A 20,242-nucleotide genomic window follows, 5' to 3' on the forward strand; every position below is an offset into this window, starting at 1 on the left:
TGCGACGGGTCGGAACCGTCGCTGTCGGCTCTGGAGGGACATGGGACCTATCGATTGCTAAATAGTCTTTCGCGTCGAACAAAGGCTTTCCGGTACGGTTGACATACGTCAGCCGACCTACTGCTCGCGGTCGCGACCCCTGAGATTCCGCCCGCGCTCGAGCTCCTCGCTCGCCCGGCGGAAGATTCCCATCATCGTCCGCGTCTCGCGCTCGGTCAGGTGTGCGCGACCGAACACGCGACGGGCCATCCGCACCGTCTTGTGGCGCTTCTCGTCGTTGTGGTCGATGCCGTCGAGCAGGTCCTCGAACTTCTCGTAGAGGTGCTCGATGAGTTCCTCGTCGGCGCGCTCGTGCTGCCGGTCGGGGAGCTGGGTGTCCTCGACGGTCAGGTCGCGCAGCTCGTACATCGTCACCGTCGCGGCCTGCCCGAGGTTGAGCACGGGGTACTCGTCGCTCGCCGGGATGGAGCAGACCGCGTCGAGCTTCGACAGCTCGCGGTTGTGCAGCCCGTTGGCCTCCCGCCCGAAGATGATGCAGCTGTCGCCGTCGAGCTCGGCGAGGTCGTCCGCGAGCTCCGCCGGCGTCGAATAGGGGAACCGGACGTGCTTCCGGCAGTCCTCGTTCGTCGTCGCCGTCAGCCCGACCGTGTAGTAGTTCTCGACGAGGTGGTCGAAGCTCACCTCGCGGGCGTTCGCGAGCACGTCCTCGCGTGCCCGCCCGGCGAACCCCCACGCCTCGCCGTGCTTCTCCTGCACGCCCTCGGGCGGGTCGACCAGCAGCAGCTCCGACAGCCCGAAGTTCTTCATCGCCCGGGCGATGGTGCCGACGTTCCCCGGCGTCTTCGCGTCGACCACCGCGACCGCCGGGACGCTCATGTGTCGCCGCCGGTCGGGTAGTCCCGGTCGAACTCCATGTTCCGGAGGTCGATGCGCTTCTCCTCCTCGGTCTCCTGCTGGTCGGCGAACTCCTCCGGGTCCGGGAGGTTGGGCTTCGGGAGGTCACGCGGGTCCGTGTCCACGTGCTCCATGCCGGCGTACCCCTCCGGTGCGCGCCCGCCGTCCAGGAACCACTCGTGGAACGCGTCCTCGAACGCCTCCGTCTCGGCGTACTCCACGCCACCCTCCTCGCGGAACCAGTACAGGAAGTCCAGCTCGTGCTCGTCGCAGAGCACCGCCTCGTTCAGCGGCTCGCCGTACACCGCGGCCGCCTCGTTGCACTGCTCGATGTTCTCGTCGCCGTGAATCAGCCAGCAGGCGTCGCAGGGCCCACCGAAGATGACGGTGAGCCGGACGAGCCGCCGGCGCGTATCGTCGCTCATCTCGTCGAACGGACGCACCTCGTCGTCCTCGGTGAACACCTCGTCCTCGTCGAAGCGCCACCCCCGGAGGCCGATGCTGATCTTCTCGCTCATACCCGACGGTATCGGGTCTGTGGGTAAAAGCGACGCGTATCAGAGACGTGCCGTCGACCTGATGGCCGGTGCGCAAGCGGACAGCGCGGTACGGCAGCCCAAAACACCCTGCCTGTTCCTGGAGACGCTGGACACGACGACAGCCAGAAAGCCCCCTCTGTCGTGGAACCCTCTGGGACCGCGAACGGTCGGAAAGCCCCCTCTGTCGTGGAACCCTCTGGAACCGCGAACGGTCGGAAATCCCCCTCTGTCGTGGAACTCTCTGGAACCGCGAACAGCCAGAAAGCCCCGAGCGTCTCGACTCCCGCGACTTGCTGTGCTCCTCACTCCGTTCCGGTGCTTGCTGCGTCGGGGTTCGTCGAGACGCTCGCCCCTTTCAGTCCCACCCCGCACCGCACCTCACACCTCCCCAGCCTCTTGCGCTCCTCAGTCGCTAGCGCTCCCTCCGGTGCTCATCCCTCGCGCGGATGGCTCGCGGCCTCACTTCGTTCGGCACGCTCGCCAGCCGCGCGCCACCCGGCTGGTCGGACAACGACGACGCCACAGTCCGGGAATCCTACGCGGGCCGAAGTTCTACATTGTCCATCAACTACTGTCGGTCGAGGGCCCCGAAGACACTTGCCTGTATCCTCCGATACCTCGGGCATGCGACACAGAACAGTCCTGCTGTGTCTCTGCCTCGTCCTCGCAGGTTGTTCGTCGTCGACACCAGCTCCGGAGACGACGACGGCAACCGACTCTCCGTGTTGGACGACGGTCGAGTACGAACACCGACCGGTCCCCGACCACCCCTCGAACATCACCCGTGAGACAGCCATGGCGTTCGCCGAGAGTCACGCTGAGGCCCTGGCGTGGAACGATAGCATCCGTTCGGCCGAGTTCGGGCTCGGCGTTACCAGCGACACCTCCGTCGTGAACCGGACCCCTGACGGGTTCATCATCCACGTCACCGGTGGCGTGACCTATCAGGGCTGCACCGACGGGAGCGTGTGGGTTGCGGACGGCGGACTGGCTGCGAACTACTTCGTCAACGAGACGACGGCAATCCGCCTCAATCATCCACAGAACACCACCGACGACCCACGAGAGCACGGCGGCGAGGTCGTCGCGTGACCCGTTTCAGGGCCGCACCACGTCCCGGTACGCCGACCAGAGCGACGACGCACCCTCACCGGGGTGGGTCAGCCCGAGGCGCTGACCGATGTCGTCCTGTCGGCGCAGCGGCTCGAAGACGGCGGGCCACTCGAACGGCCAGAGCTCGCACCGGCGGGCGGGGTGGCCGATATCGTCGAGCAGTGCGTTGACGGCCCGCCGGGCGGCCTCGTTGGCGCACTCCATGCTCGCCAGGTCGGTCTCGGTGCGGACGAAGTCGGCTGCGAGGTAGAGGTTCGGCGCTTCGGTCGCGGCGTCGGGGCGGTGCTGCAGGCTCCCGACGGTGTTGATGAGGAGCTCGGCGTCGTTGGTGACGGTGCCGGTCGCCTCGTCGAAGCCGACGGCGGGGTCGAGCTGGCTGGCGACGAGGTTGTCCTCGTTCAGCAGGTCGGTGCCGAGGTGTGCGCGGAGCTGTTCCCACGTCTCCTCGACGATCTCCTCTCGGGTGCACTCGCGGGCGGGCTTGCCGTAGACGATGCCGGGCTCATCCCACTCGGAGATGATGACCGACAGGACGCCCTCGGTCTCGTCGAAGGCGTCGAAGTCGTAGCGCTCCCAGAACTGGCGCTGGCTCACGGCGGTCAGGGCCCACGGCGAGTCGTAGAAGACGCCGTGGCCGCGCACGGGGGCGACGTCCTCCCGGAGGTAGAACTGCACGCCGTTCATCCAGCCGTGGTCGAGCTCCCGGACGCCCGAGAGGGAGGGGGCGGCCCGCTCCAGCTCGGGCGTGAGCAGCCCGGCGACGGTCGGGGCGGGCATCGCGAGGACGTAGTGGTCCGCCTCGATGCGTTCCTCGTCGCCGTCGGGGTCGTCGTAGCGGATGCGCGCCCCGGTGACGTGCTCGCCATCCGACTCGACTGCGGTGACGGCCGCGTTCGTGACGAGTTCGACGCCGCGGCGGCGCAGGTGGTCGGTCCACGGGTCGATCCAGGCCTCGTTCGTCGGGCCGTCGAGGAGCCGGTCGGCGGGGAGGTCCGGGTCGAACAGGCCCCGGAGCATCTGGAGGTAGATGCGGCCGATGGTCCGCGTCGAGGACACCTGCGGGCGCATCGCGACGAGCGACTGCGTGATGCCGTACCCGAGGTACGTCTGGTACGCGTGGGACATCTCCTCGGCGCGGATGAACTCCCACCAGGAGCGCTCCTCGTACTCCTCGCGCCAGCGACGCTCGGAGCTCGACAGCAGCGTCAGCAGCCGGTTCGCGAAGAACGCCGCCTCGTCGCGGGGCACCTCCGAGCCGAACACGTTCTGGATACGCTCGCGCCACTCCCGCACCGACCGCGGCGCGCCGACGCGCATCAGCCGGTGGTCACCGTCCGTCACCGCCTGCAACAGCTCGTCCGTGGTCGTCAGCCGGTCGGCGACGGTGCCGTCCTCGACCGGGATCCGGGACATGGTGTCGGTGACGTGCCGGTAGAACCCCGGGAAGAACCGGAAGCCGTGCTCCGCGGGGAGGGCGGACCCGCCGTCCGCCGGGCCGGGGAAGCTCCGGGCCTTCCCCCCGAAGCGCTCGTTGCGCTCGTACACCGTCACGTCGAACCCGCGTTCCGCGAGCTCGTGCGCTGCGCTCAGGCCGCCGATGCCGCCGCCCAGTATCGCTACCGTTCGTGTCATTGTCTGTCTTGGAGGCCGGGTGTTCACCCCCGCTAGGGAACACAGCACAAAAACCGTTCGCACGGTCGCACGCTGTCGTATGCCAACGTCTATACTTCTCGCGTCCCTCTGGACAGCTATGACCGACGAGGCGGAGCTACGGGACCGGATCGGGGCGTTCCTCGAGCGGAACTTCCCGCAGATCGAGATGCACGGTGGGAGCTGGGACATCGCGAGTCTCGACGCCGACACCGGGGAGGTCCACCTGCTGCTCTCCGGTGCCTGCGACGGCTGTGGCATCTCCAGTCTGACGACCGAGGCCCTGCGGGCCCGGCTGCCCGCCGAGATCCCCGAACTCACCGACGTCACCGTCGAGACGGGCATGGGCGAGGAGTCCCGGCCGACGACGGAGGACCTCTCGGACGTGCCGTTCTGACCGGACTCGGCGACGGAATCGACCCGCAGACATAAATCGAGGGCGGACGAAGCCTCTCCTCGTGCAACTGGTCCACTACGAGCCGAGGGGCGACGACGAGCTGACCTCCCGAACGCTCGCGTCGACCGTCGAGTTCGCGGACTCGTTCCTCTCCCGGGCCCGTGGGCTGATGTTCCGGCGGTCGATCCCAGAGGACTACGCGCTGGTCTTCCGCTTCGACAGGCCGTCGACCCACGACCTGCACATGGTGTTCGTCCCATTCGCCATCGACGCGCTCTGGCTGGTGGACGACGAGGTGGTCCACAAGAAGCGGCTGCGGCCCTGGGTCGGCATCGGCCGGGCGACCGCCGACACCATCGTCGAACTGCCTGCGGGGGCGGCCGACGACGTGTCACTGGGCGATATCGTCCACGTCGAGGAGTGAGCGGCGGCAGTTTTTGCGGGTCCGACAGTTCGGTCTGTCCGACGGAGCCGTTGATTACCGTGTGTGGCGACTCACCGAGTGGCATATGACCGGTGACCGATTTATTCGGGGGCTCCCCCGAACACACACTCTCGAACGCTGACGTCAGCTTTCTGGACACGACGCTTCGCGACGGCGAACAGGCACCCGGCGTCTCGTTGACCCCGGCCGAGAAAGTGGAGATAGCGGAGGCGCTGGAGCGCTCCGGCGTCTCCGTCGTGGAGGCGGGCTCGGCCTGCACGGGCGAGGGCGAGCGCGCGGCCATCAGCCGCGTGACCGACCTCGGGCTCGACGCGACGGTGACGAGCTTCGCCCGGGGCCTGCAGGCCGACATCGACAGCGCGCTCGGCTGTGACGTCGACGGCGTGAACCTCGTGGTTCCGTCGAGCGACCGCCACGTCGAGCGGAAGGTCGGCTCGACACGCGAGGAGGTGCTCGACTCGACGGTCGAACTCGTCGAGTACGCGAAAGACCACGGGCTCTGGGTCGAGGTCATCGGCGAGGACGGCTCGCGTGCGGACCTCGACTACCTCGCGGAGCTCGCCGAAGTCTCGCTGGACGCCGGTGCGGAGCGGTTCTGCTTCGCCGACACGGTCGGCCACGCGGGCCCGGAGCAGACCGCCAAGGCCGTCGCGCGACTGGCCGAACTCGGCCCCGTGAGCGCGCACACGCACGATGACCTCGGACTCGGCGTGACGAACGCGCTGGCAGCCGTCGAGGCGGGGGCCGACCTCGTCCACGCGACCGTCAACGGGGTCGGCGAACGTGCCGGCAACGTCGCGCTGGAGGAGGTCGTCATGGCGCTCTCGCACGTCTACGGCGTCGAGACGCTCGACACGACGACGCTCTACGAACTCGGCTCGGTGGTCGCCCGGACGACCGGGATGCGGCCCGCGCCGAACAAGGCCGTCACGGGCGCGAACGCGTTCGCCCACGAGTCCGGCATCCACACCGACGGCACGCTGAAGGACGACCGGATGTACGAGCCGTACCCGCCCGAGGCGGTCGGCCGCGAGCGTCGGCTCGTCCTCGGCAAGCACGCTGGCCGTGCGGGCGTCCGCGCCGCGCTCGCCGAGCACGGTGTCGACGTGACCGAGGACGAACTCGGCACCGTCGTCGAGCGCGTGAAGGACCTCGCCGAGCGGGGCCGCCGCGTGACCGACGCGGACCTGCTGGCAGTCACGGAGGACGTGACCGGCCGCGAGCGCGACCGCCGCGTCGAACTCGTCGAGGTGACGGCGACCGCCGGGAGCGCGACACCGACGGCGAGTGTCAGACTGGCCGTGGACCCGTCGGTGCTCGGCCCCGAGGACGTCACGGACGCCGAGGTCGCCGAGGCAGCAGAGTCCGATGGGACCGTCGAGCGCGTCGCAAGCGGCACCGGCTCCGGCCCGGTCGACGCCGCGGTCTCCGCGGTCAGGAAGGCCGTCGGCGGTGCGACGGACGTCCACCTCACCGCCTACCACGTCGACGCCATCACCGGCGGGACGGACGCCCTCGTCACCGTCGAGGTGACGATGGCCCGTGACGACGACGAGGTGACCGTCGCCCACAGCGACGCCGACATCACCCGCGCCAGCGTCGCGGCGATGGTCGACGCCCTCGACCGATTGCTCGCCGACGCAACGCCGCGTCTCGCCCCCACGACGGACTGACGAGGCGAAACTGCCCGGTTTTTTAACCACCAGTATCATTGTTCCGGCCGTTGGGATGACCTACGACAGCCCGACGCAGTCACCGGCGAGGGCCCAGTTCGTCGACGAGACGCCCACGGGCAAGCGTATCGTCGAGCGGACCGACGGCATCGTCGAACGGCTGCGTGACGAACTCGGTCGCGACCTGACGATGGTCGCGGCGTACAACGCGGACGTGCTGGAGATCCACTACTTCCACGAGACGTTCCGCGAGCAGTACGAGCCGTCGGACCTCGACGCGCTCGCCGCGGACCTCTGTCTCGACGGACGCATGGGGGATGCGTTCCAGGAGGAACTGCTCCAGCTCGGCAGGTTCAACTTCGTCGTCAAGGGCTTCGACGACGGACTGCTCCTGCGCGTTCCGCTCAGCGACGGCACGGGGGTCGCGGTCTCGACGAACCTCAACGCGGGCGAGAAGGTGGCGACGCTGGTCCCGCGCATCGTCGAGGACTGCGAGGTGCGGGTCGCGACCCGCGACTAGGGTCGTGCGCCGCCCGCGTCAGCGACCTCGAGCAGCTCCTTGTATCGGTTCCGGATGGTAACCTCGCTCACGTCCGCCACCTCGCTGACCTCGCTCTGCGTGACCCGCTCGTTTGTCAGCAGCGAGGCGGCGTACACCGCGGCGGCGGCGAGGCCGACCGGTGACTTGCCGGAGTGGATGCCCGCCTCCTTGGCGTCCCGGAGGAGCTCGCGGGCGGTCATCTCGCCCTCGTCGCTGAGCTCGAGGTCGCTCGCGAACCGGGGGACGTAGCTCTCGGGGTCGGCGGGCTCGACCTCGAGGCCGAGCTCGCGGACGATGTACCGGTAGGTGCGCTTGAACTCCATGTCGTCGACGCGGCTGACGCCTGCGACCTCGTCGAGGCTCCGCGGGACCCCGCCCTGCCGTGCCGCGGCGTACACCGCGGCGGTGGCGACACCCTCGATGGAGCGCCCAGGCAGCAGGTCCTCGCCGAGCGCCCGACGGTAGATGACCGACGCGGTCTCCCGGATGTCCTCCGGGAGCCCCAGCGCGCTTGCCATCCGGTCGATCTCCCCGAGTGCCTGCTTGAGGTTCCTCTCGCGGGAGTCCCGGGTGCGGAACCGCTCGTCCCAGGTGCGCAGCCGCTGCATCTTCTGGCGCTGTCTCGAGCTGAGCTGGCGCCCGTAGGCGTCCTTGTTCTGCCAGCCGATGTTCGTCGACAGCCCCTTGTCGTGCATCATCTTCGTGGTCGGGGCACCGACACGGGACTTCTCGTCCTTCTCGGCCGCGTCGAAGGCGCGCCACTCGGGGCCGCGGTCGACGGACTCGGTCTCGACGACGAGTCCGCAGTCCGTACAGACGGTCTCGCCGCGTCCGTCGTCTGCGAGACGGCCGTCACACTCCGGACACCGCTCTGTCGTGTGCGCCTGTTCGGAGACGTCGCGCTCGCAAACGTCGGTCTCGCGGGCGCTCGTTCGGGTACGGGTTTCTGTCATCGTGGGTGGAGGGCAAGCGGCTCGACACCGCGTCGAGTCCTTGCTAACCGGACGTAACCCGCAGGTATTTATAAATTTTTCGCCGGTTATTAAGTATGGGGAAGGGGCTTCTTTTCGACAGACAGCCACCTGCTGCCACACACCAAACCCCTTGGTAACACTCCCCAATAAATAAATACTCGCGCATCGGAGACTCGCACATCCGATGCCAGGTGGACAACCGCTACAGGTCGCGGGACAGCTGGAGCCCGACGGGAGCCGGGCCGAGCTGTTCGGCAGCATCTTCGAGGTGTTCCTGATCCTCGGCACCGTGGTCGGTGTCGTCGTAATCGGGTACATGCTGTACAATGCGTACAAGTACCGTGACGACGGCACCGCTCCCGCCGAGGACGACATCGAGCGACCCACGCTCGGCGAGCTCCCGGAGGGTGGCGGCCACGGGCGGAAGCTGCTGCTCTCGTTCACACTCAGCGCCGTCATCGTCATCTCGCTCATCCTCTGGACGTACTGGGCACTGCTGTACGTCGAGGCCGGCGCCGCACAGCCCGCGGAGCCCGAGATGGAGGACGGCACGACCGTGGACGTCACCGGCTACCAGTTCGGCTGGAACTTCGAGTACCCGAACGGCAACACGACCGAGGGGACGATGTACGTGCCGGAGGGTGAGCGCGTCCGCATCGTGGTGACATCGTCGGACGTGATGCACAACTTCGGCATCCCGGCGTTCAAGACCAAGACCGACGCGATCCCCGGCCAGACCACGACCACGTGGTTCGGGCCGGTCGAGGACGGCAGCTACACCATCAAGTGCTACGAGCTCTGTGGCGCCGGCCACTCCTACATGACCGGGACGGTGGAGGTCATCGACGCCGACGAGTACGAGCGGATGTTCGAGGAGCCGATGAACAGCACGAACACGAGCGACGGCGGCAACGCGAGCGTCGCACCGGCGCCGACGGGCGATGGGGGGACCGCACCGACGGTCGTCACGGCGACTGACGGCGGTCCGACGACGACGCTCGCCGCCCGCCACGCAGCCACGGAGGTTGTTCTCAGGGCATGACCGAAGACGAACACGACACGACGACCGACGGTACCGGGGACGAACCAGTGAGCGACGGGGGCACGGCCAGCGACGGCGGACTCGTCGAGGACGACGGGTTCCCGACGGGCGGCGTTCCGGACACCCACCAGGACGACCACGAGCACGGCCTCCCGCCGACGCACTCCATCCGCCGCTGGTTCGTCACGACGAACCACAAGGACATCGGGCTGCTGTACACCGTGACGGCGCTGTTCTTCCTCATCTTCGGTGGACTGCTGGCACTGCTGATGCGTGTCGAGCTGTGGGCCCCCGGCGCCGACGTCCTGTCGGCCGGCTCCTACAACCAGGCCGTCTCCGCGCACGGGCTCATCATGGTGTTCTGGTTCCTCTCGCCGCTGGCCTTCGGCTTCGCGAACTACGTCGTGCCGCTGCAGATCGGTGCGAAGGACCTCGCGTTCCCGCGACTGAACGCGCTCTCGTACTGGCTCTACCTCTTCTCGGGCATCCTCATGGGCATCTCCTTCTTCCAGGGCAGCACGTTCAACGGCGGGTGGACGATGTACGCGCCGCTGAACATGCCGGTCTACACGCCCGAGATCGGCGGCACGACGACGGTACTGGCGTTGATACTGTTCGTCGCCTCGGCGACGGTCGGCTCCGTCAACTTCCTGACGACGATGCACCGGATGCGCGCGGAGGGGATGACCCTCCGCCGGATGCCCATCTTCACCTGGAGCATCCTGTTGACGGTGTGGATGATGCTGTTCGCGTTCGCCGCGCTGCTGGCCGCGCTGATGCTGCTCAGCTCCGACCGGCTCATCGGGACGGGCTACTTCGCCGAGAGCAGTCCCGGTGGGGCGATGCTGTGGGCGCACCTCTTCTGGTTCTTCGGCCACCCCGAGGTGTACATCGTCTTCTTCCCCGCCCTCGGTGCGATGGCGGAGATCTTCCAGACGTTCTGCGGTCGGCGCATCGTCGGCCGGAAGTGGTTCATCGGCGCGATGCTGCTCGTGGCCATCCAGAGCTTCGTCGTCTGGATGCACCACATGTTCCTGACGAGCATCAACCTCGAGATAAAGACGCTGTTCATGGCGACGACCATCGGCATCTCGTTGCCGTTCGACCTGATGGTGTTCGCGCTGATCTACACCATGCTGAAGGGGAAGATACGCTACAAGACGCCGTTCCTCTTCGGGTTCGGTGCGCTGGTGCTGTTCATCCTCGGCGGCATCACCGGCGTGTTCCTCGGCGCTGTCGTGCTCGACTACACGCTCCGGGGCACGTACTGGGTCGTCGCGCACTTCCACTACGTCATGGTCGGCGGCGTCACGGGGCTGGTCGGGGGCCTCTACTACTGGTTCCCGAAGATGACCGGCAGGATGTACGACGAGACCCTCGGGAAGGTCCACTTCGGGATGTACTTCGTCGGCTTCAACCTGCTCTACTTCCCGATGTTCATCGCGTGGGAGACGCCCCGGCGGGTGTTCGAGTACGCGCCCGGGCTCACCGGCTGGCACCAGCTCTCGACGGTCGGTGCGTTCCTGCTCGGCTCGTCGTTCCTGGTGATGTTCTACAACCTGTTCAAGAGCGCCTTCGTCGGCGACGAGGTCGACGGACAGCCGTGGGACTTCGCCTCCACGGCAGAGTGGACGGTGCCCTCGCCACCGCCGCTCGAGAACTTCCCCGGCGTGCCCACCTACGCGAGCGGCCGGCTGGAGTTCGACGACGGCGGCTCCGCACAGACCGACGGCGGCGCGGTCCACGGCAAGGCCGCCGCGCTCCCCGGTACCGAGGTGAGCGAGACCGACCACGAGGGCGGCGAGAGCCACGCGAGCATCTGGCCGTTCGTCCTCGGTCTCGGCGGCTTCCTGCTCCTGCTCGGACTCTCCGGGCTCCAGCGCGGCTACTTCCCCGACGGGACGATGGGTGGGCTGTACATCGGGACGGCGGTCGTCGGCGGGATCGTCGCGTTCGGCAGCCTCGTCGCCATGACCCGCGAGCGGTTCCACGGCCCGGCGGGTCCGTTCGGCGAGAGCTGGCCGTTCACCAGCGTCGAGAACACGAAGCTGGGGCTGTGGATCTTCCTGGCCTCGGACGTCATCCTGTTCGGCGCGTTCATCGGCGCGTACGTGTTCTCCCGGGTGGCGTACGGCTGGACGGACTGGCACCACCTCATCCCGGCCGAGCACGTCGTGCTGCCCGGGCTCATCAACACCTACCTGCTGTTGACGAGCTCCTTCGCCGTCGTCATCGCGATGGAGTTCGCCGAGCGCGAGAACCGTCTGGGCGTGGTCGGCTCGCTGCTGGCGACGGTCGGCCTCGGCGTGGGCTTCCTCGTCAACAAGGGGATCGAGTGGCAGCACCTGTTCCACATCCACACCGACGCGTTCCCGGCCGGCTGGGACCCCGCGACGAACATCGCGTCGACGACGTTCTACGTCACGACCGGACTGCACGCCCTGCACGTCATCGTCGGCCTCGTCATCGCCGGCTACATGATCTTCAGAGCGTGGGGTGGAGCGTACATGGGCGACGACAAGCCCATCGAGTACTTCGGCCTGTACTGGCACTTCGTCGACATCGTGTGGCTGTTCCTGTTCCCGCTGTTCTACATCGTGTGATACCCATGTCAAGAGCAAAACTCTACACCGTGATATACGTCGTCCTGTTCGTGCTGGCGACCGTCCAGGTCGTCGTCGAGCAGGCCGGCTACCTGGAGGAATCGTACTGGCTGGCGTTCTGGGCCATCATGGTCCTCTCCGCCGTGAAGGCCGTCGTCGTCGCGGGCTGGTACCAGCACCTGCGCTGGGAGCCCCGGTCGGTGACGACCCTGATGCTGCTCGGCCTGCTGGGTGCGGTGGCGCTGACCGTCGCCGCGTCGTACTCCATCCTGTAAGGTCGGCTCTCGTTTTCGCGTTCCAGTCCCACAGCGACGGCTGCAGGACCGCAAACACGACGTGACCGGCGACCCACGGTGCACCCATGCAGGTCCGCGTCGCCACCGGGGACGACGTCGAGGCGATCAGGCGCGTCCACGAGGCGTCTATCCGCGACCTCGGGACGGAGACGTACGACGACGAGCAGGTCGAGGCGTGGGCGGCCGGCGTCGAGTCGGCCGACTACGCGGCGGTCACGGACGAGGCGTGCTACTTCACCGTCGCGGAGGCCGAGTCGGCTGTCGTCGACGACCAGTCGATCGTCGGCTTCGGAACGCTCGTCCGTCGCGAGCCCGAGGATTACGGAGCCGACGTTGACGCCGAGGTGACCGCAGTCTACGTCCACCCGGACGTGGCTGAGAATGGGGTCGGCACGGCACTCCTCGTGGACCTCGAACGGCAGGCCCGCGAGGAGGGGTTCGACCGACTCGGGCTCACCGCCTCGACGAACGCGGTGCCGTTCTACGAGGCCCACGGCTACGAACGGGTCCGCGAACGGGGTCACGAGTTCTCGGACCACGAGGGCACGGGCGTCGAGGGGACCGTCGTCGAGATGGCGAAGACACTCGCCTGACGGACCGGTGTTCCGGCCCGCCGTCCACCGCTCAGAGGCTCAACACCACCATGTAGACGAGGACGAGGACCGCATAGAGGCTCGCGAGTCCCGCGATGACCTTCAGGTGGTAGACGAACAGCTCGTCCGTCTCGGCCTCGACGGCTTCCTCGTACCGCTCGCGCTCGGTGTCGTCCAGCTCGTCGGCGTGGACCTCGCCCAGGTGGAGGTCGTGGTGGTCCTGGGTCGGGAACGGCTGCCCGCAGCGCTCGCAGACCGCCGCCGGCTCCTCGCCGTCGGGGACGTGAAACGTGGGCGGGCTGTCGGTTCCCGGGTCGCCGTCGGTCGATGGAGGCTCCCGGTCGCCGGGCGCGGCGGTGCCGTCGGTCGAGTGGTCCTGTGTGGTGGTCATACTGGTGGGGTGACGTAGGGCTGGCCGAGCAGCCACATGCTGGTCATCGTGTAGAACACCATCGCGAGGGCGAACGGGTACTGGCTGCGGATCGGCTGCAGTCGCCCGGTGAACGTCTCGAAGGCGATGGAGTGAGCGACCCAGATGGCGAGCAGATGCCCGAGGACGACGAACGCGAGGCCGAGCGCCCCGAACCAGCCGGGGAGGACGGCGAACGGCACGGTGGCGGGCGGCGTGAACGGGTCCAGCACGAGCACCTCGACGGTCGGGAGGAACGTGAGGAAGTAGCCGAGGAAGTGCGCGAGGTGGTAGCCCGCCGCGATGGGCACCAGCGAGGCGACGAAGCGGCGTTCCACCGAGCTCGCGGTGACGTAGCTCCCGGCCGTCCGGCGGCCGACGAGTGCCGCGAGGCGGTAGACGCCAAGGAACAGCGCGTAGCCCGCGACGATGCCGACGACGTACACCGCGAGCGCCGGGACGCCGAGCTCCGCGAACCACCGGACAGTGCCGGCGAACACGGGCGTCGACACCAGCCCGTCGAACGAGGTGGCCCAGACGAGCGCGACGACGAACCGCACGTCGGCCCGGGTCGCGGTGTCCGCATCGTGGACGAGTCGCGACCCCGGCAGTTCGACCGTGACCCCGTCCTCGGTCCGCTGGAGCGGGGCGAGGCGACCGTAGACGTCGAACACCCGCGAGATGGGGTCGACGGACTCGTACCAGTCGTCCCCGAAGACGGTCGCGCCGACGAGGGTGACGACGGTGTATGCGAGGACGACGGTCGCGAGGATCACGGGGTCGGAGGCCACGGGCGTGACGACCTCCAGCAGGACCATCCCGAGCAGCCCGGCCGTCGCCGGCCAGCCGCGAGCCCACGTGGGAAGCACGCGCTCGCCGATGCGTGGGAGGACGCCAGTGATGGCACGCCACGGGTTGAGCGCGGGCCAGCTGTTCCCGAGCAGGTACACCGACGCGGTGTAGCCGGCCCACCAGACCGCCCAGACGCCGACGATGGCGAGGTTCCGTCTCGGGTCCGCCGGGGCGAGGAACGCGACCGCGAGCAGCAAGAGCAGTGCGGCGACGCTCACCACCCCGGCGACGCGGCCGAGTGCCCGGGACAGCGACGCCGCCGACGGGAGCCCGAGCCGTCGCGCGTTGAGCCAGGCGATGAACTCGTGGTCGGTCGCGAAGCTCGTGAACAGGAACGACGCGCCGACGAGCCCGCCGCCGGAGACGGCGACGAGCCAGAACGGCACCGACGTCGAGGTGAGCGAGCCCGCGAGCGAGCCCGAGTGTGCGAGCACCGGCTCGGCGAGCAGACTCGCCGCGACCACGGCGAGGAGTGCCCGTCCGGCGTCAGCCCGACGCACGCAGGCTCACCCCGGGGCGCCAGTAGAGCAACGCGACGGCGACGACGAAGACGAGCGTCGAGGCGTCGAGCGAGAAGGCGTACACCGTCCCGAGGGCGGCGGTCGTGCTGCCGGTCAGGCTGGCACCGACGGAGGAGACGACGGGCAGTGCACAGCTCACACAGGAGAACAGCCCGACGAGTCCCCCGACCGAGGAGCTGGCGGCCTCGACGACGGTCGCGTACACGAGGTAGGAGAGCGCGAGGTAGCCGAGCACCCGGAACGGGACGAGCGTCACGTGGCCGAAGGGGGCGACGTAGGCGACGATGGGCCCCCAGCCGGGCGAGGCCAGACGGACGGAGAGACCGGTCGCCTCGGCGCCCACGTCGTGCAGGCCGACGATGCCGACGAGCCAGGCGAGCAGCGCGAGGTAGCCGACGGCGACGAGGCCGGCGAGCGCCTTCGTCCGGCGCGAACCGGCGACCGGTGCGGTGTGGACCACCGCGTAGGCGGCGACGTTGATCCAGACGAACGGGTAGACGACGTACCGCAGGTCGAGCACCCGCTCCCCGGTCGCGAGGAAGTAGACCGCGAGCACGAGCAGTTCGACGGCCACCAGGAGGAGGAGCCAGAGCGTGCGTTCGTTCGGGAGCGCCTCGGGGTCACCGGTCGCCGTGTTCGCGGCCATCGTCAGGCGAGGAGCAGGCTGGCCGTGATGGCGAAGAGCAACAGGGCGCCGAGCGCCCAGGCACTCAGCATCGCCGCCACGGCGCTCGTGTGTCCGCGTGCGCGGCTGGACGTGAACGTGCCGTACCCCACGTAGCCGACGAGCAACAGCGCGCCGACGCCCACGAGGACGGCGCTCACGATGGCCTGCTGTCCGGCGGTGCCCGAGACGAAGACGACGACGCTCGCCGCGACCGCGACGACGACGAGCAGGAACGAGAGGACCCAGACGAGCTGGTTACCCGTCAGCGAGCGGAGGAGCGAGCCGTCCGTGCTGCTCTCGGGTGCGTAGCCCTTCCAGGCCCGGCTCGCCAGAAAGGCGACGACGCCGACGAGGAACACCGCCATCACTGCAGAGACCCCGACGAGGTATGACATGGTATGTGGTCACAGTAATCAGGCATCGCATTTAACGTTGCCGTCCCGAGCAGTGTGTGACCGGCAACGGGCGTCCACTCGGGCCGGCATCGGCGGTGCGGAACTGCCACTGGCCCATGGGACCAAGTCTCTTACTCGGAAACGAATTAATTTGGGGAACTATTAAGTAGGACCTTGCGTAAAGAATGGGTACGTCTCACACAGAGACACGTGGTGGCATGACAGGACACGATTCGGACTCCGGCGTTTCGCGGCGTAGCGTACTCAAGACAACCGGTGCAGCCGGTGCGGCCGGCATGGCCGGCCTCTCGGGCTGTCTGAGCGGCCTGAGTGGTGGCGGCAGCGGCCCGAAGCCGCTCGAGCTCCTCCACGCGTGGAGCAGCGGCGACGGCGCGGCAGCAATCGAGGCCCTGTTCGAGGGCTTCCAGGAGCAGCACCCCGACGTGGAGCTGGCCAGCGAGGGCATCTCCGGCGCAGCCACGCAGAACCTCGGGAGCGTCGTCAACGAGCGCATCCGCAACGACGACCCGCCGAGCACGTGGCAGAACTGGCCGGGCGCGGCGCTCACTCCCTACGTGGAGTCGGACGCCCTCGACGACATCACGGACTCCGTCTGGAGCGAGAACGACATGGAGTCGGCGTACCGCGAGGGCCCGAAGCAGCAGGCCAAGGGGACGACCGACCACTTCGTGTCGGTCCCCATCAACATCCACCGTATCAACAACCTGTTCTACAACAAGAGCGTCGTCGAGGAGGCGGGTGTCGACCCGACCAGCCTCTCCTCGCCGGCCGACGTGGTCTCCGCCTGCGAGACCATCGCGTCCGAGACAGAGGCGGTGCCGTTCGCCCAGCAGACCAAGAGCGCGTGGTCGACGGTCCAGCTCTGGGCGACGGTGCTCCTCGCCGACTCCGGACACGGTGCGTACCAGAACTACTACGAGGGCAGCCCCGACCGCGAGGCGGTCGCCTCCGCCCTCGACATCGTCTCCCAGCTCAGCGAGTACTACCCGAGCGAGTCCTCGACCCTCGAGTTCACCGACGCGAACAACATGGTCATCAACGGCGACGCCGCGTTCATCCACCAGGGTGACTGGGCGGCGGGCGCGTACCCCGACGACTTCGCCTACGGCGAGGACTGGAGCTACGTGCCGTTCCCCGGCAGCGACCACAGCTACCAGCTGAACATGGACTCGTTCCCGTACGCGGCGAACAACCCGACGCCGGAGGCGACGAAGCAGTTCCTCCGGTACTGCGGCACGAAGGACGCCCAGGTCCGGTTCAACCGTGCGAAGGGCTCCATCCCGCCGCGGGGCGACGTGGACCCCTCGGAGTTCCCGCAGTTCCAGCAGGACCAGATCGAGGACTTCGGCAACGTCGACCACCAGCCGCCGTCGATGCAGCACGGTCTCGCGCTCGCACCCGAGCAGCGCACCGACCTCGTCGAGGCCATCAGCGCCTTCATCGGCAGCTACAACGTGGACTCCGCTGCCGACGAGGTCGTCTCGGCGGTCCAGTAAGTCCACCCCGCCAACAACGATTCCATGGACTCAGTACGCTCGTGGTTGCGGCAAAGAATCGGCAGTATCCGGTCCGAGCAGCAACTCCGCACGGATGGCGGGACAACATCGGACGCGACATCGGGAGAGACACGGACGGGATTCGGGCGCTACCTCGACAGCGACGCGGTCGAGTCCGCCCCGTTCTGGCTCCCCTCGTTCCTGCTCGTCGGGCTGTTCGTCTACGGTGCCATCGTCTGGAACGTCATCATCTCGCTGACCGACTACGAGGGTCTCGGCGACCCGCAGTACGGCAGCTTCGACCTGGAGAACTACCGACAGATGCTCCAGGAGACCGGCTCGTACTCGTTCACGAACGCGTTCGTGAACACGATCGTCCTGCTGGTCGCGTTCACGCTGGTCTGTCTCGCGTTCGGCCTGGTCGTCGCCATCCTTGTCGACCGTGACATCCGCTTCGAGAACACGTTCCGGACGATCTACCTGCTGCCGATGAGCCTCTCGTTCGTCGTGACGGCGAAGATGTGGCTCTGGATGTACAGCTCGAACGGCGGGTTCGTGAACCGTGCACTCGGCGTGGTCGGCATCGGGCCGGTCAACTTCATCAGGAACCCCGACCCGAACGTCCAGCTCGCGGCGGTGACGTTCGCGCTCATCTGGCAGTTCAGCGGCTACGCGATGGTCGTCTACCTCGCCGGGTTGCGCGCGATACCGGACGAGCACTTCGAGGCCGCTCGCGTCGACGGCGCGAGCCTCGTCAAGATGTACTGGCGGGTCATCATCCCGCAGCTACGGACCGCGACCGTGAGCGCGTCGGTCGTCCTGATGGTGTTCGGCCTCAAGGCGTTCGACTTCCTCCGTGCGCTGTACGGGAACGACACGCCGGCGGTCGGGACGGACATCCTCCCCACGTACATGGTCCGTGTCGCGTTCGGGGACGCCAGCCGGATCGCCTACGGGTCGGCCGTCGCGGTCGTCCTGTTCGCGCTCGCGTTCTCGATCGTGCTGCCGTACCTCTACACCGAGTACAGACGGGGTGCACTATGACCGGTTCCAGACTCGAGGACGACGGCCTGTCGCTGAATCGTATCGGGCTCTACGTGGTGCTGGTTGGGCTCGTGGTGTTCTACCTCCTCCCGCTGGAGGCAGGTATCGTCACCTCGTTCAAGTCGATCCGGGCGTACGGCCAGACGGCGCCGTTCCTGCCCGCTATCGACGGTTTCACGCTCTCACAGTGGTCCGCGGCGATCGACCAGCTGTCCGGTGGCCTGTTCAACAGCGTCCTCATGGCGGTCCCCGCGACCGTCTTCTCGGCACTGTTCGGGAGCATGGCGGCCTACGGGCTGACGAACGTCGACTGGCGCGGACAGGTCGGCGTCTACGTGCTGTTCGTGGCCGGCATCTTCGTGCCGTACCAGGCCGTCCTCGTCCCGCTCAAGCGGTTCTGGTCGCAGTGGGTCCCGCTGCACATCTGGCTGGAGCCGATCTGGTACCTGACCGGGCTCGGAACGGACTACGCCGGGTTGCTGGCGCTGACGATAACCCACATCGCGTACGGCATCCCGATCTGTACGCTGCTGTTCCGGTCGTACTACAAGTCGGTCTCCGACGAGATGGTCGAGGCGGCACGGCTGGACGGCGCGAGCATCCGTCGCATCTACCGGCGCATCATCCTGCCGCTGTCGGTCCCGATGTTCGCGGTGACGCTCATCTACCAGTTCACCCAGATCTGGAACGACCTGCTGTTCGCGCTCATCATCGTCGGCCCGGGTGACGCGTCGGTGATCACCCAGAGCCTCATCGGGATCGGCCAGTCGCAGTCGGTGACCAACTTCCCGCTGCAGATGGCGGCCGCGTTCGTCACGGCGCTGCCGACGCTGCTGGTGTACATCTTCTTCGGCGAACAGTTCGCGAAGGGAGTGACCGCATGACCATGAGCAACCATTACACACACGGACGACGGAGGTACACGCATGGCTGAACTCGAACTCGACGACCTCACCAAGGTGTTCGTCGAGGACGACGGGAACGAGATCGTCGCCGTCGACGGCGTCGACGTGACGGTCGCCGACGGCGAGTTCCTCGTCCTCGTGGGGCCCTCGGGCTGTGGCAAGTCGACGACCCTGCGGATGATCGCGGGCCTGGAATCCATCACCGCCGGGCAGCTTCGCCTCGCCGGCGAGCGCATCAACGGGCGCAAACCCGCCGACCGGAACACCGCGATGGTGTTCCAGTCGTACGCGCTCTACCCGCACATGACCGTCAAGCAGAACATGAGCTTCGGGCTGGAGGAGTCGACCGACATGCCCGACGACGAGATCGCGGAGACGGTCACCGAGGCCGCGGAGATGATGGGCATCGGCGAGCTGCTCGACCGGAAGCCCGGCGAGCTCTCCGGCGGGCAGCAGCAGCGTGTCGCCCTCGGACGCGCCATCGTGCGCGACCCGGAGGTGTTCCTGATGGACGAGCCGCTGTCGAACCTCGACGCCAAGCTGCGCTCGAAGATGCGCACCGAGCTGCAGCGGCTCCAGGACGACCTCGGGGTGACGACCATCTACGTCACGCACGACCAGACCGAGGCGATGACGATGGGCGACCGCATCGCGGTGCTCGACGACGGCGTGCTCCAGCAGGTCGGTACCCCGCTGGAGTGCTACCACGAGCCCGCGAACCGCTTCGTCGCGGACTTCATCGGCGAGCCGTCGATGAACTTCTTCGACGTCGAGGTACAGGGCGACCGGTTGCTCGCCGACGACTTCGCCTACCCGGTGTCGAACGAGACGCTCTCCGCGCTCGGCGACCGCACCGAGTTGACCCTCGGCATCCGGCCGGAGGACATCGAACTCAGGAGCGAGGCGACCGAGCCACACGACTTCGAGACCGTCGTGGACGTCGTCGAGCCGACCGGCGACGAGAACAACCTCTACCTGACGTTCGACCCGGACACGGCCGAGCCCGAGACGTTCATCGCCACCACCGGTGGGATGAACCGCATCGAGGCCGGCCAGCCCATCGTCGCCCACATCCCGGAGGACGCCATCCACCTGTTCGACGCGGACACCGGACAGGCGGTGAAGAACCGTTCGCTGGAAGACGCCGAGACGCTCGGCAAACCGGTCTGAGC

21 protein-coding genes are annotated in these 20,242 nt (G+C 67.8%); 13 read left to right on the forward strand and 8 right to left on the reverse strand.

Annotated features, from left to right (window positions below):
• Window positions 1-117: 117 nt before the first annotated feature.
• Complete coding sequence (locus ACSG06_RS08350; RefSeq protein WP_440989804.1) at window positions 118-876, reverse strand: RNA methyltransferase; 759 nt, start codon at window positions 874-876, stop codon at window positions 118-120.
• On the reverse strand, window positions 873-1,412 hold the full coding sequence (locus ACSG06_RS08355; protein WP_440989805.1) for a DUF8114 family protein: 540 nt from the start codon (window positions 1,410-1,412) through the stop codon (window positions 873-875). The genes ACSG06_RS08350 and ACSG06_RS08355 overlap by 4 nt, the downstream gene beginning before the upstream one ends.
• A 645-nt stretch (window positions 1,413-2,057) precedes the next feature.
• Between ACSG06_RS08355 and ACSG06_RS08360 the strand changes: the two genes are divergently transcribed.
• Complete coding sequence (locus ACSG06_RS08360) at window positions 2,058-2,525, forward strand: hypothetical protein (protein ID WP_440989806.1); 468 nt, start codon at window positions 2,058-2,060, stop codon at window positions 2,523-2,525.
• A 6-nt stretch (window positions 2,526-2,531) separates the two neighbouring features.
• Here the strand turns inward: ACSG06_RS08360 and ACSG06_RS08365 are convergent, their stop codons facing one another.
• Window positions 2,532-4,178 (reverse strand): hydroxysqualene dehydroxylase, encoded by a 1,647-nt coding sequence (locus tag ACSG06_RS08365; protein WP_440989807.1) that lies wholly within the window; start codon window positions 4,176-4,178, stop codon window positions 2,532-2,534.
• A 118-nt stretch (window positions 4,179-4,296) separates the two neighbouring features.
• On the opposite strand from ACSG06_RS08365, the gene ACSG06_RS08370 reads away from it, so the two are divergent.
• The 4 genes from ACSG06_RS08370 to ACSG06_RS08385 all read left to right on the forward strand — a co-directional run bounded on the left by ACSG06_RS08370 (window position 4,297) and on the right by ACSG06_RS08385 (window position 7,231).
• Window positions 4,297-4,593, forward strand: a complete 297-nt coding sequence (locus tag ACSG06_RS08370) for a NifU family protein (protein ID WP_440989808.1) — start codon at window positions 4,297-4,299, stop codon at window positions 4,591-4,593.
• A 61-nt stretch (window positions 4,594-4,654) separates the two neighbouring features.
• Window positions 4,655-5,017 carry a DUF192 domain-containing protein gene (locus ACSG06_RS08375; RefSeq protein ID WP_440989809.1) on the forward strand — a complete coding sequence of 121 codons (363 nt, stop codon included), beginning with the start codon at window positions 4,655-4,657 and terminating at the stop codon, window positions 5,015-5,017.
• Window positions 5,018-5,109: 92 nt separating this feature from the next.
• Complete coding sequence (locus ACSG06_RS08380; protein ID WP_440989810.1) at window positions 5,110-6,711, forward strand: hydroxymethylglutaryl-CoA lyase-like TIM-barrel protein; 1,602 nt, start codon at window positions 5,110-5,112, stop codon at window positions 6,709-6,711.
• A 55-nt stretch (window positions 6,712-6,766) separates the two neighbouring features.
• A complete protein-coding gene (locus ACSG06_RS08385) occupies window positions 6,767-7,231 on the forward strand; it encodes a DUF7522 family protein (protein WP_440989811.1) in 465 nt (154 codons plus the stop codon).
• Here ACSG06_RS08385 and ACSG06_RS08390 read toward each other — a convergent pair.
• Window positions 7,228-8,205 (reverse strand): transcription initiation factor IIB, encoded by a 978-nt coding sequence (locus ACSG06_RS08390; RefSeq protein WP_440989812.1) that lies wholly within the window; start codon window positions 8,203-8,205, stop codon window positions 7,228-7,230. The two genes, ACSG06_RS08385 and ACSG06_RS08390, sit on opposite strands and share 4 nt — an antisense overlap.
• A 205-nt stretch (window positions 8,206-8,410) precedes the next feature.
• On the opposite strand from ACSG06_RS08390, the gene coxB reads away from it, so the two are divergent.
• The 4 genes from coxB to ACSG06_RS08410 all read left to right on the forward strand — a co-directional run bounded on the left by coxB (window position 8,411) and on the right by ACSG06_RS08410 (window position 12,760).
• Complete coding sequence (gene coxB / locus ACSG06_RS08395; RefSeq protein ID WP_440989813.1) at window positions 8,411-9,268, forward strand: cytochrome c oxidase subunit II; 858 nt, start codon at window positions 8,411-8,413, stop codon at window positions 9,266-9,268.
• The gene (locus ACSG06_RS08400; protein WP_440989814.1) at window positions 9,265-11,871 is read left to right on the forward strand and encodes a cbb3-type cytochrome c oxidase subunit I; all 2,607 of its coding nucleotides are present in this window, start codon (window positions 9,265-9,267) and stop codon (window positions 11,869-11,871) included. The genes coxB and ACSG06_RS08400 overlap by 4 nt, the downstream gene beginning before the upstream one ends.
• 5 nt (window positions 11,872-11,876) lie before the next feature.
• Window positions 11,877-12,146 (forward strand): cytochrome C oxidase subunit IV family protein, encoded by a 270-nt coding sequence (locus tag ACSG06_RS08405; protein WP_440989815.1) that lies wholly within the window; start codon window positions 11,877-11,879, stop codon window positions 12,144-12,146.
• An 86-nt stretch (window positions 12,147-12,232) separates the two neighbouring features.
• Window positions 12,233-12,760 carry a GNAT family N-acetyltransferase gene (locus tag ACSG06_RS08410; protein ID WP_440989816.1) on the forward strand — a complete coding sequence of 176 codons (528 nt, stop codon included), beginning with the start codon at window positions 12,233-12,235 and terminating at the stop codon, window positions 12,758-12,760.
• Window positions 12,761-12,791: 31 nt separating this feature from the next.
• Here ACSG06_RS08410 and ACSG06_RS08415 read toward each other — a convergent pair whose 3' ends face one another.
• From ACSG06_RS08415 to ACSG06_RS08430, 4 genes are read right to left on the reverse strand one after another with little or no spacing between them, the layout of a single operon-like run.
• On the reverse strand, window positions 12,792-13,151 hold the full coding sequence (locus ACSG06_RS08415) for a DUF7410 domain-containing protein (protein ID WP_440989817.1): 360 nt from the start codon (window positions 13,149-13,151) through the stop codon (window positions 12,792-12,794).
• Window positions 13,148-14,521, reverse strand: coding sequence for a hypothetical protein (locus tag ACSG06_RS08420; protein ID WP_440989818.1), 1,374 nt, complete (start codon window positions 14,519-14,521; stop codon window positions 13,148-13,150). The genes ACSG06_RS08415 and ACSG06_RS08420 overlap by 4 nt, the downstream gene beginning before the upstream one ends.
• Window positions 14,508-15,188 carry a DUF7546 family protein gene (locus tag ACSG06_RS08425; protein ID WP_440989819.1) on the reverse strand — a complete coding sequence of 227 codons (681 nt, stop codon included), beginning with the start codon at window positions 15,186-15,188 and terminating at the stop codon, window positions 14,508-14,510. The genes ACSG06_RS08420 and ACSG06_RS08425 overlap by 14 nt, the downstream gene beginning before the upstream one ends.
• 2 nt (window positions 15,189-15,190) lie before the next feature.
• A complete protein-coding gene (locus tag ACSG06_RS08430; protein WP_440989820.1) occupies window positions 15,191-15,604 on the reverse strand; it encodes a hypothetical protein in 414 nt (137 codons plus the stop codon).
• Window positions 15,605-15,822: 218 nt separating this feature from the next.
• Here ACSG06_RS08430 and ACSG06_RS08435 point away from each other — a divergent pair, with 218 nt between their 5' ends.
• From ACSG06_RS08435 to ACSG06_RS08450, 4 genes are read left to right on the forward strand one after another with little or no spacing between them, the layout of a single operon-like run.
• Window positions 15,823-17,121, forward strand: coding sequence for an ABC transporter substrate-binding protein (locus ACSG06_RS08435; RefSeq protein ID WP_440989821.1), 1,299 nt, complete (start codon window positions 15,823-15,825; stop codon window positions 17,119-17,121).
• A 24-nt stretch (window positions 17,122-17,145) separates the two neighbouring features.
• Window positions 17,146-18,165 (forward strand): carbohydrate ABC transporter permease, encoded by a 1,020-nt coding sequence (locus ACSG06_RS08440; protein WP_440989822.1) that lies wholly within the window; start codon window positions 17,146-17,148, stop codon window positions 18,163-18,165.
• Window positions 18,162-19,049, forward strand: a complete 888-nt coding sequence (locus tag ACSG06_RS08445; RefSeq protein WP_440989823.1) for a carbohydrate ABC transporter permease — start codon at window positions 18,162-18,164, stop codon at window positions 19,047-19,049. Before ACSG06_RS08440 ends, ACSG06_RS08445 begins: the two co-directional genes overlap by 4 nt.
• Window positions 19,050-19,091: 42 nt before the next feature.
• Window positions 19,092-20,240 carry an ABC transporter ATP-binding protein gene (locus tag ACSG06_RS08450; protein ID WP_440989824.1) on the forward strand — a complete coding sequence of 383 codons (1,149 nt, stop codon included), beginning with the start codon at window positions 19,092-19,094 and terminating at the stop codon, window positions 20,238-20,240.
• The last annotated feature ends 2 nt before the right edge of the window (window positions 20,241-20,242 follow it).

It is taken from the genome of Haloarchaeobius baliensis, assembly GCF_052060055.1.
Taxonomy (GTDB): Archaea; Halobacteriota; Halobacteria; order Halobacteriales; family Natrialbaceae; genus Haloarchaeobius; species Haloarchaeobius baliensis.

Bases quoted from the DNA above. Each gene is read 5' to 3' on its own strand.
- ACSG06_RS08450 (WP_440989824.1), top strand. From the start codon at position 19,092: ATGGCTGAACTCGAACTCGACGACCTCACCAAGGTGTTCGTCGAGGAC.
- ACSG06_RS08415 (WP_440989817.1), bottom strand. From the start codon at position 13,151: ATGACCACCACACAGGACCACTCGACCGACGGCACCGCCGCGCCCGGC.
- ACSG06_RS08370 (WP_440989808.1), top strand. From the start codon at position 4,297: ATGACCGACGAGGCGGAGCTACGGGACCGGATCGGGGCGTTCCTCGAG.
- ACSG06_RS08350 (WP_440989804.1), bottom strand. From the start codon at position 876: ATGAGCGTCCCGGCGGTCGCGGTGGTCGACGCGAAGACGCCGGGGAAC.
- ACSG06_RS08440 (WP_440989822.1), top strand. From the start codon at position 17,146: ATGGACTCAGTACGCTCGTGGTTGCGGCAAAGAATCGGCAGTATCCGG.
- ACSG06_RS08410 (WP_440989816.1), top strand. From the start codon at position 12,233: ATGCAGGTCCGCGTCGCCACCGGGGACGACGTCGAGGCGATCAGGCGC.
- ACSG06_RS08390 (WP_440989812.1), bottom strand. From the start codon at position 8,205: ATGACAGAAACCCGTACCCGAACGAGCGCCCGCGAGACCGACGTTTGC.
- ACSG06_RS08405 (WP_440989815.1), top strand. From the start codon at position 11,877: ATGTCAAGAGCAAAACTCTACACCGTGATATACGTCGTCCTGTTCGTG.
- ACSG06_RS08400 (WP_440989814.1), top strand. From the start codon at position 9,265: ATGACCGAAGACGAACACGACACGACGACCGACGGTACCGGGGACGAA.
- ACSG06_RS08385 (WP_440989811.1), top strand. From the start codon at position 6,767: ATGACCTACGACAGCCCGACGCAGTCACCGGCGAGGGCCCAGTTCGTC.
- ACSG06_RS08435 (WP_440989821.1), top strand. From the start codon at position 15,823: ATGACAGGACACGATTCGGACTCCGGCGTTTCGCGGCGTAGCGTACTC.
- ACSG06_RS08425 (WP_440989819.1), bottom strand. From the start codon at position 15,188: ATGGCCGCGAACACGGCGACCGGTGACCCCGAGGCGCTCCCGAACGAA.
- ACSG06_RS08445 (WP_440989823.1), top strand. From the start codon at position 18,162: ATGACCGGTTCCAGACTCGAGGACGACGGCCTGTCGCTGAATCGTATC.
- ACSG06_RS08360 (WP_440989806.1), top strand. From the start codon at position 2,058: ATGCGACACAGAACAGTCCTGCTGTGTCTCTGCCTCGTCCTCGCAGGT.
- ACSG06_RS08355 (WP_440989805.1), bottom strand. From the start codon at position 1,412: ATGAGCGAGAAGATCAGCATCGGCCTCCGGGGGTGGCGCTTCGACGAG.
- ACSG06_RS08430 (WP_440989820.1), bottom strand. From the start codon at position 15,604: ATGTCATACCTCGTCGGGGTCTCTGCAGTGATGGCGGTGTTCCTCGTC.
- ACSG06_RS08365 (WP_440989807.1), bottom strand. From the start codon at position 4,178: ATGACACGAACGGTAGCGATACTGGGCGGCGGCATCGGCGGCCTGAGC.
- coxB (WP_440989813.1), top strand. From the start codon at position 8,411: ATGCCAGGTGGACAACCGCTACAGGTCGCGGGACAGCTGGAGCCCGAC.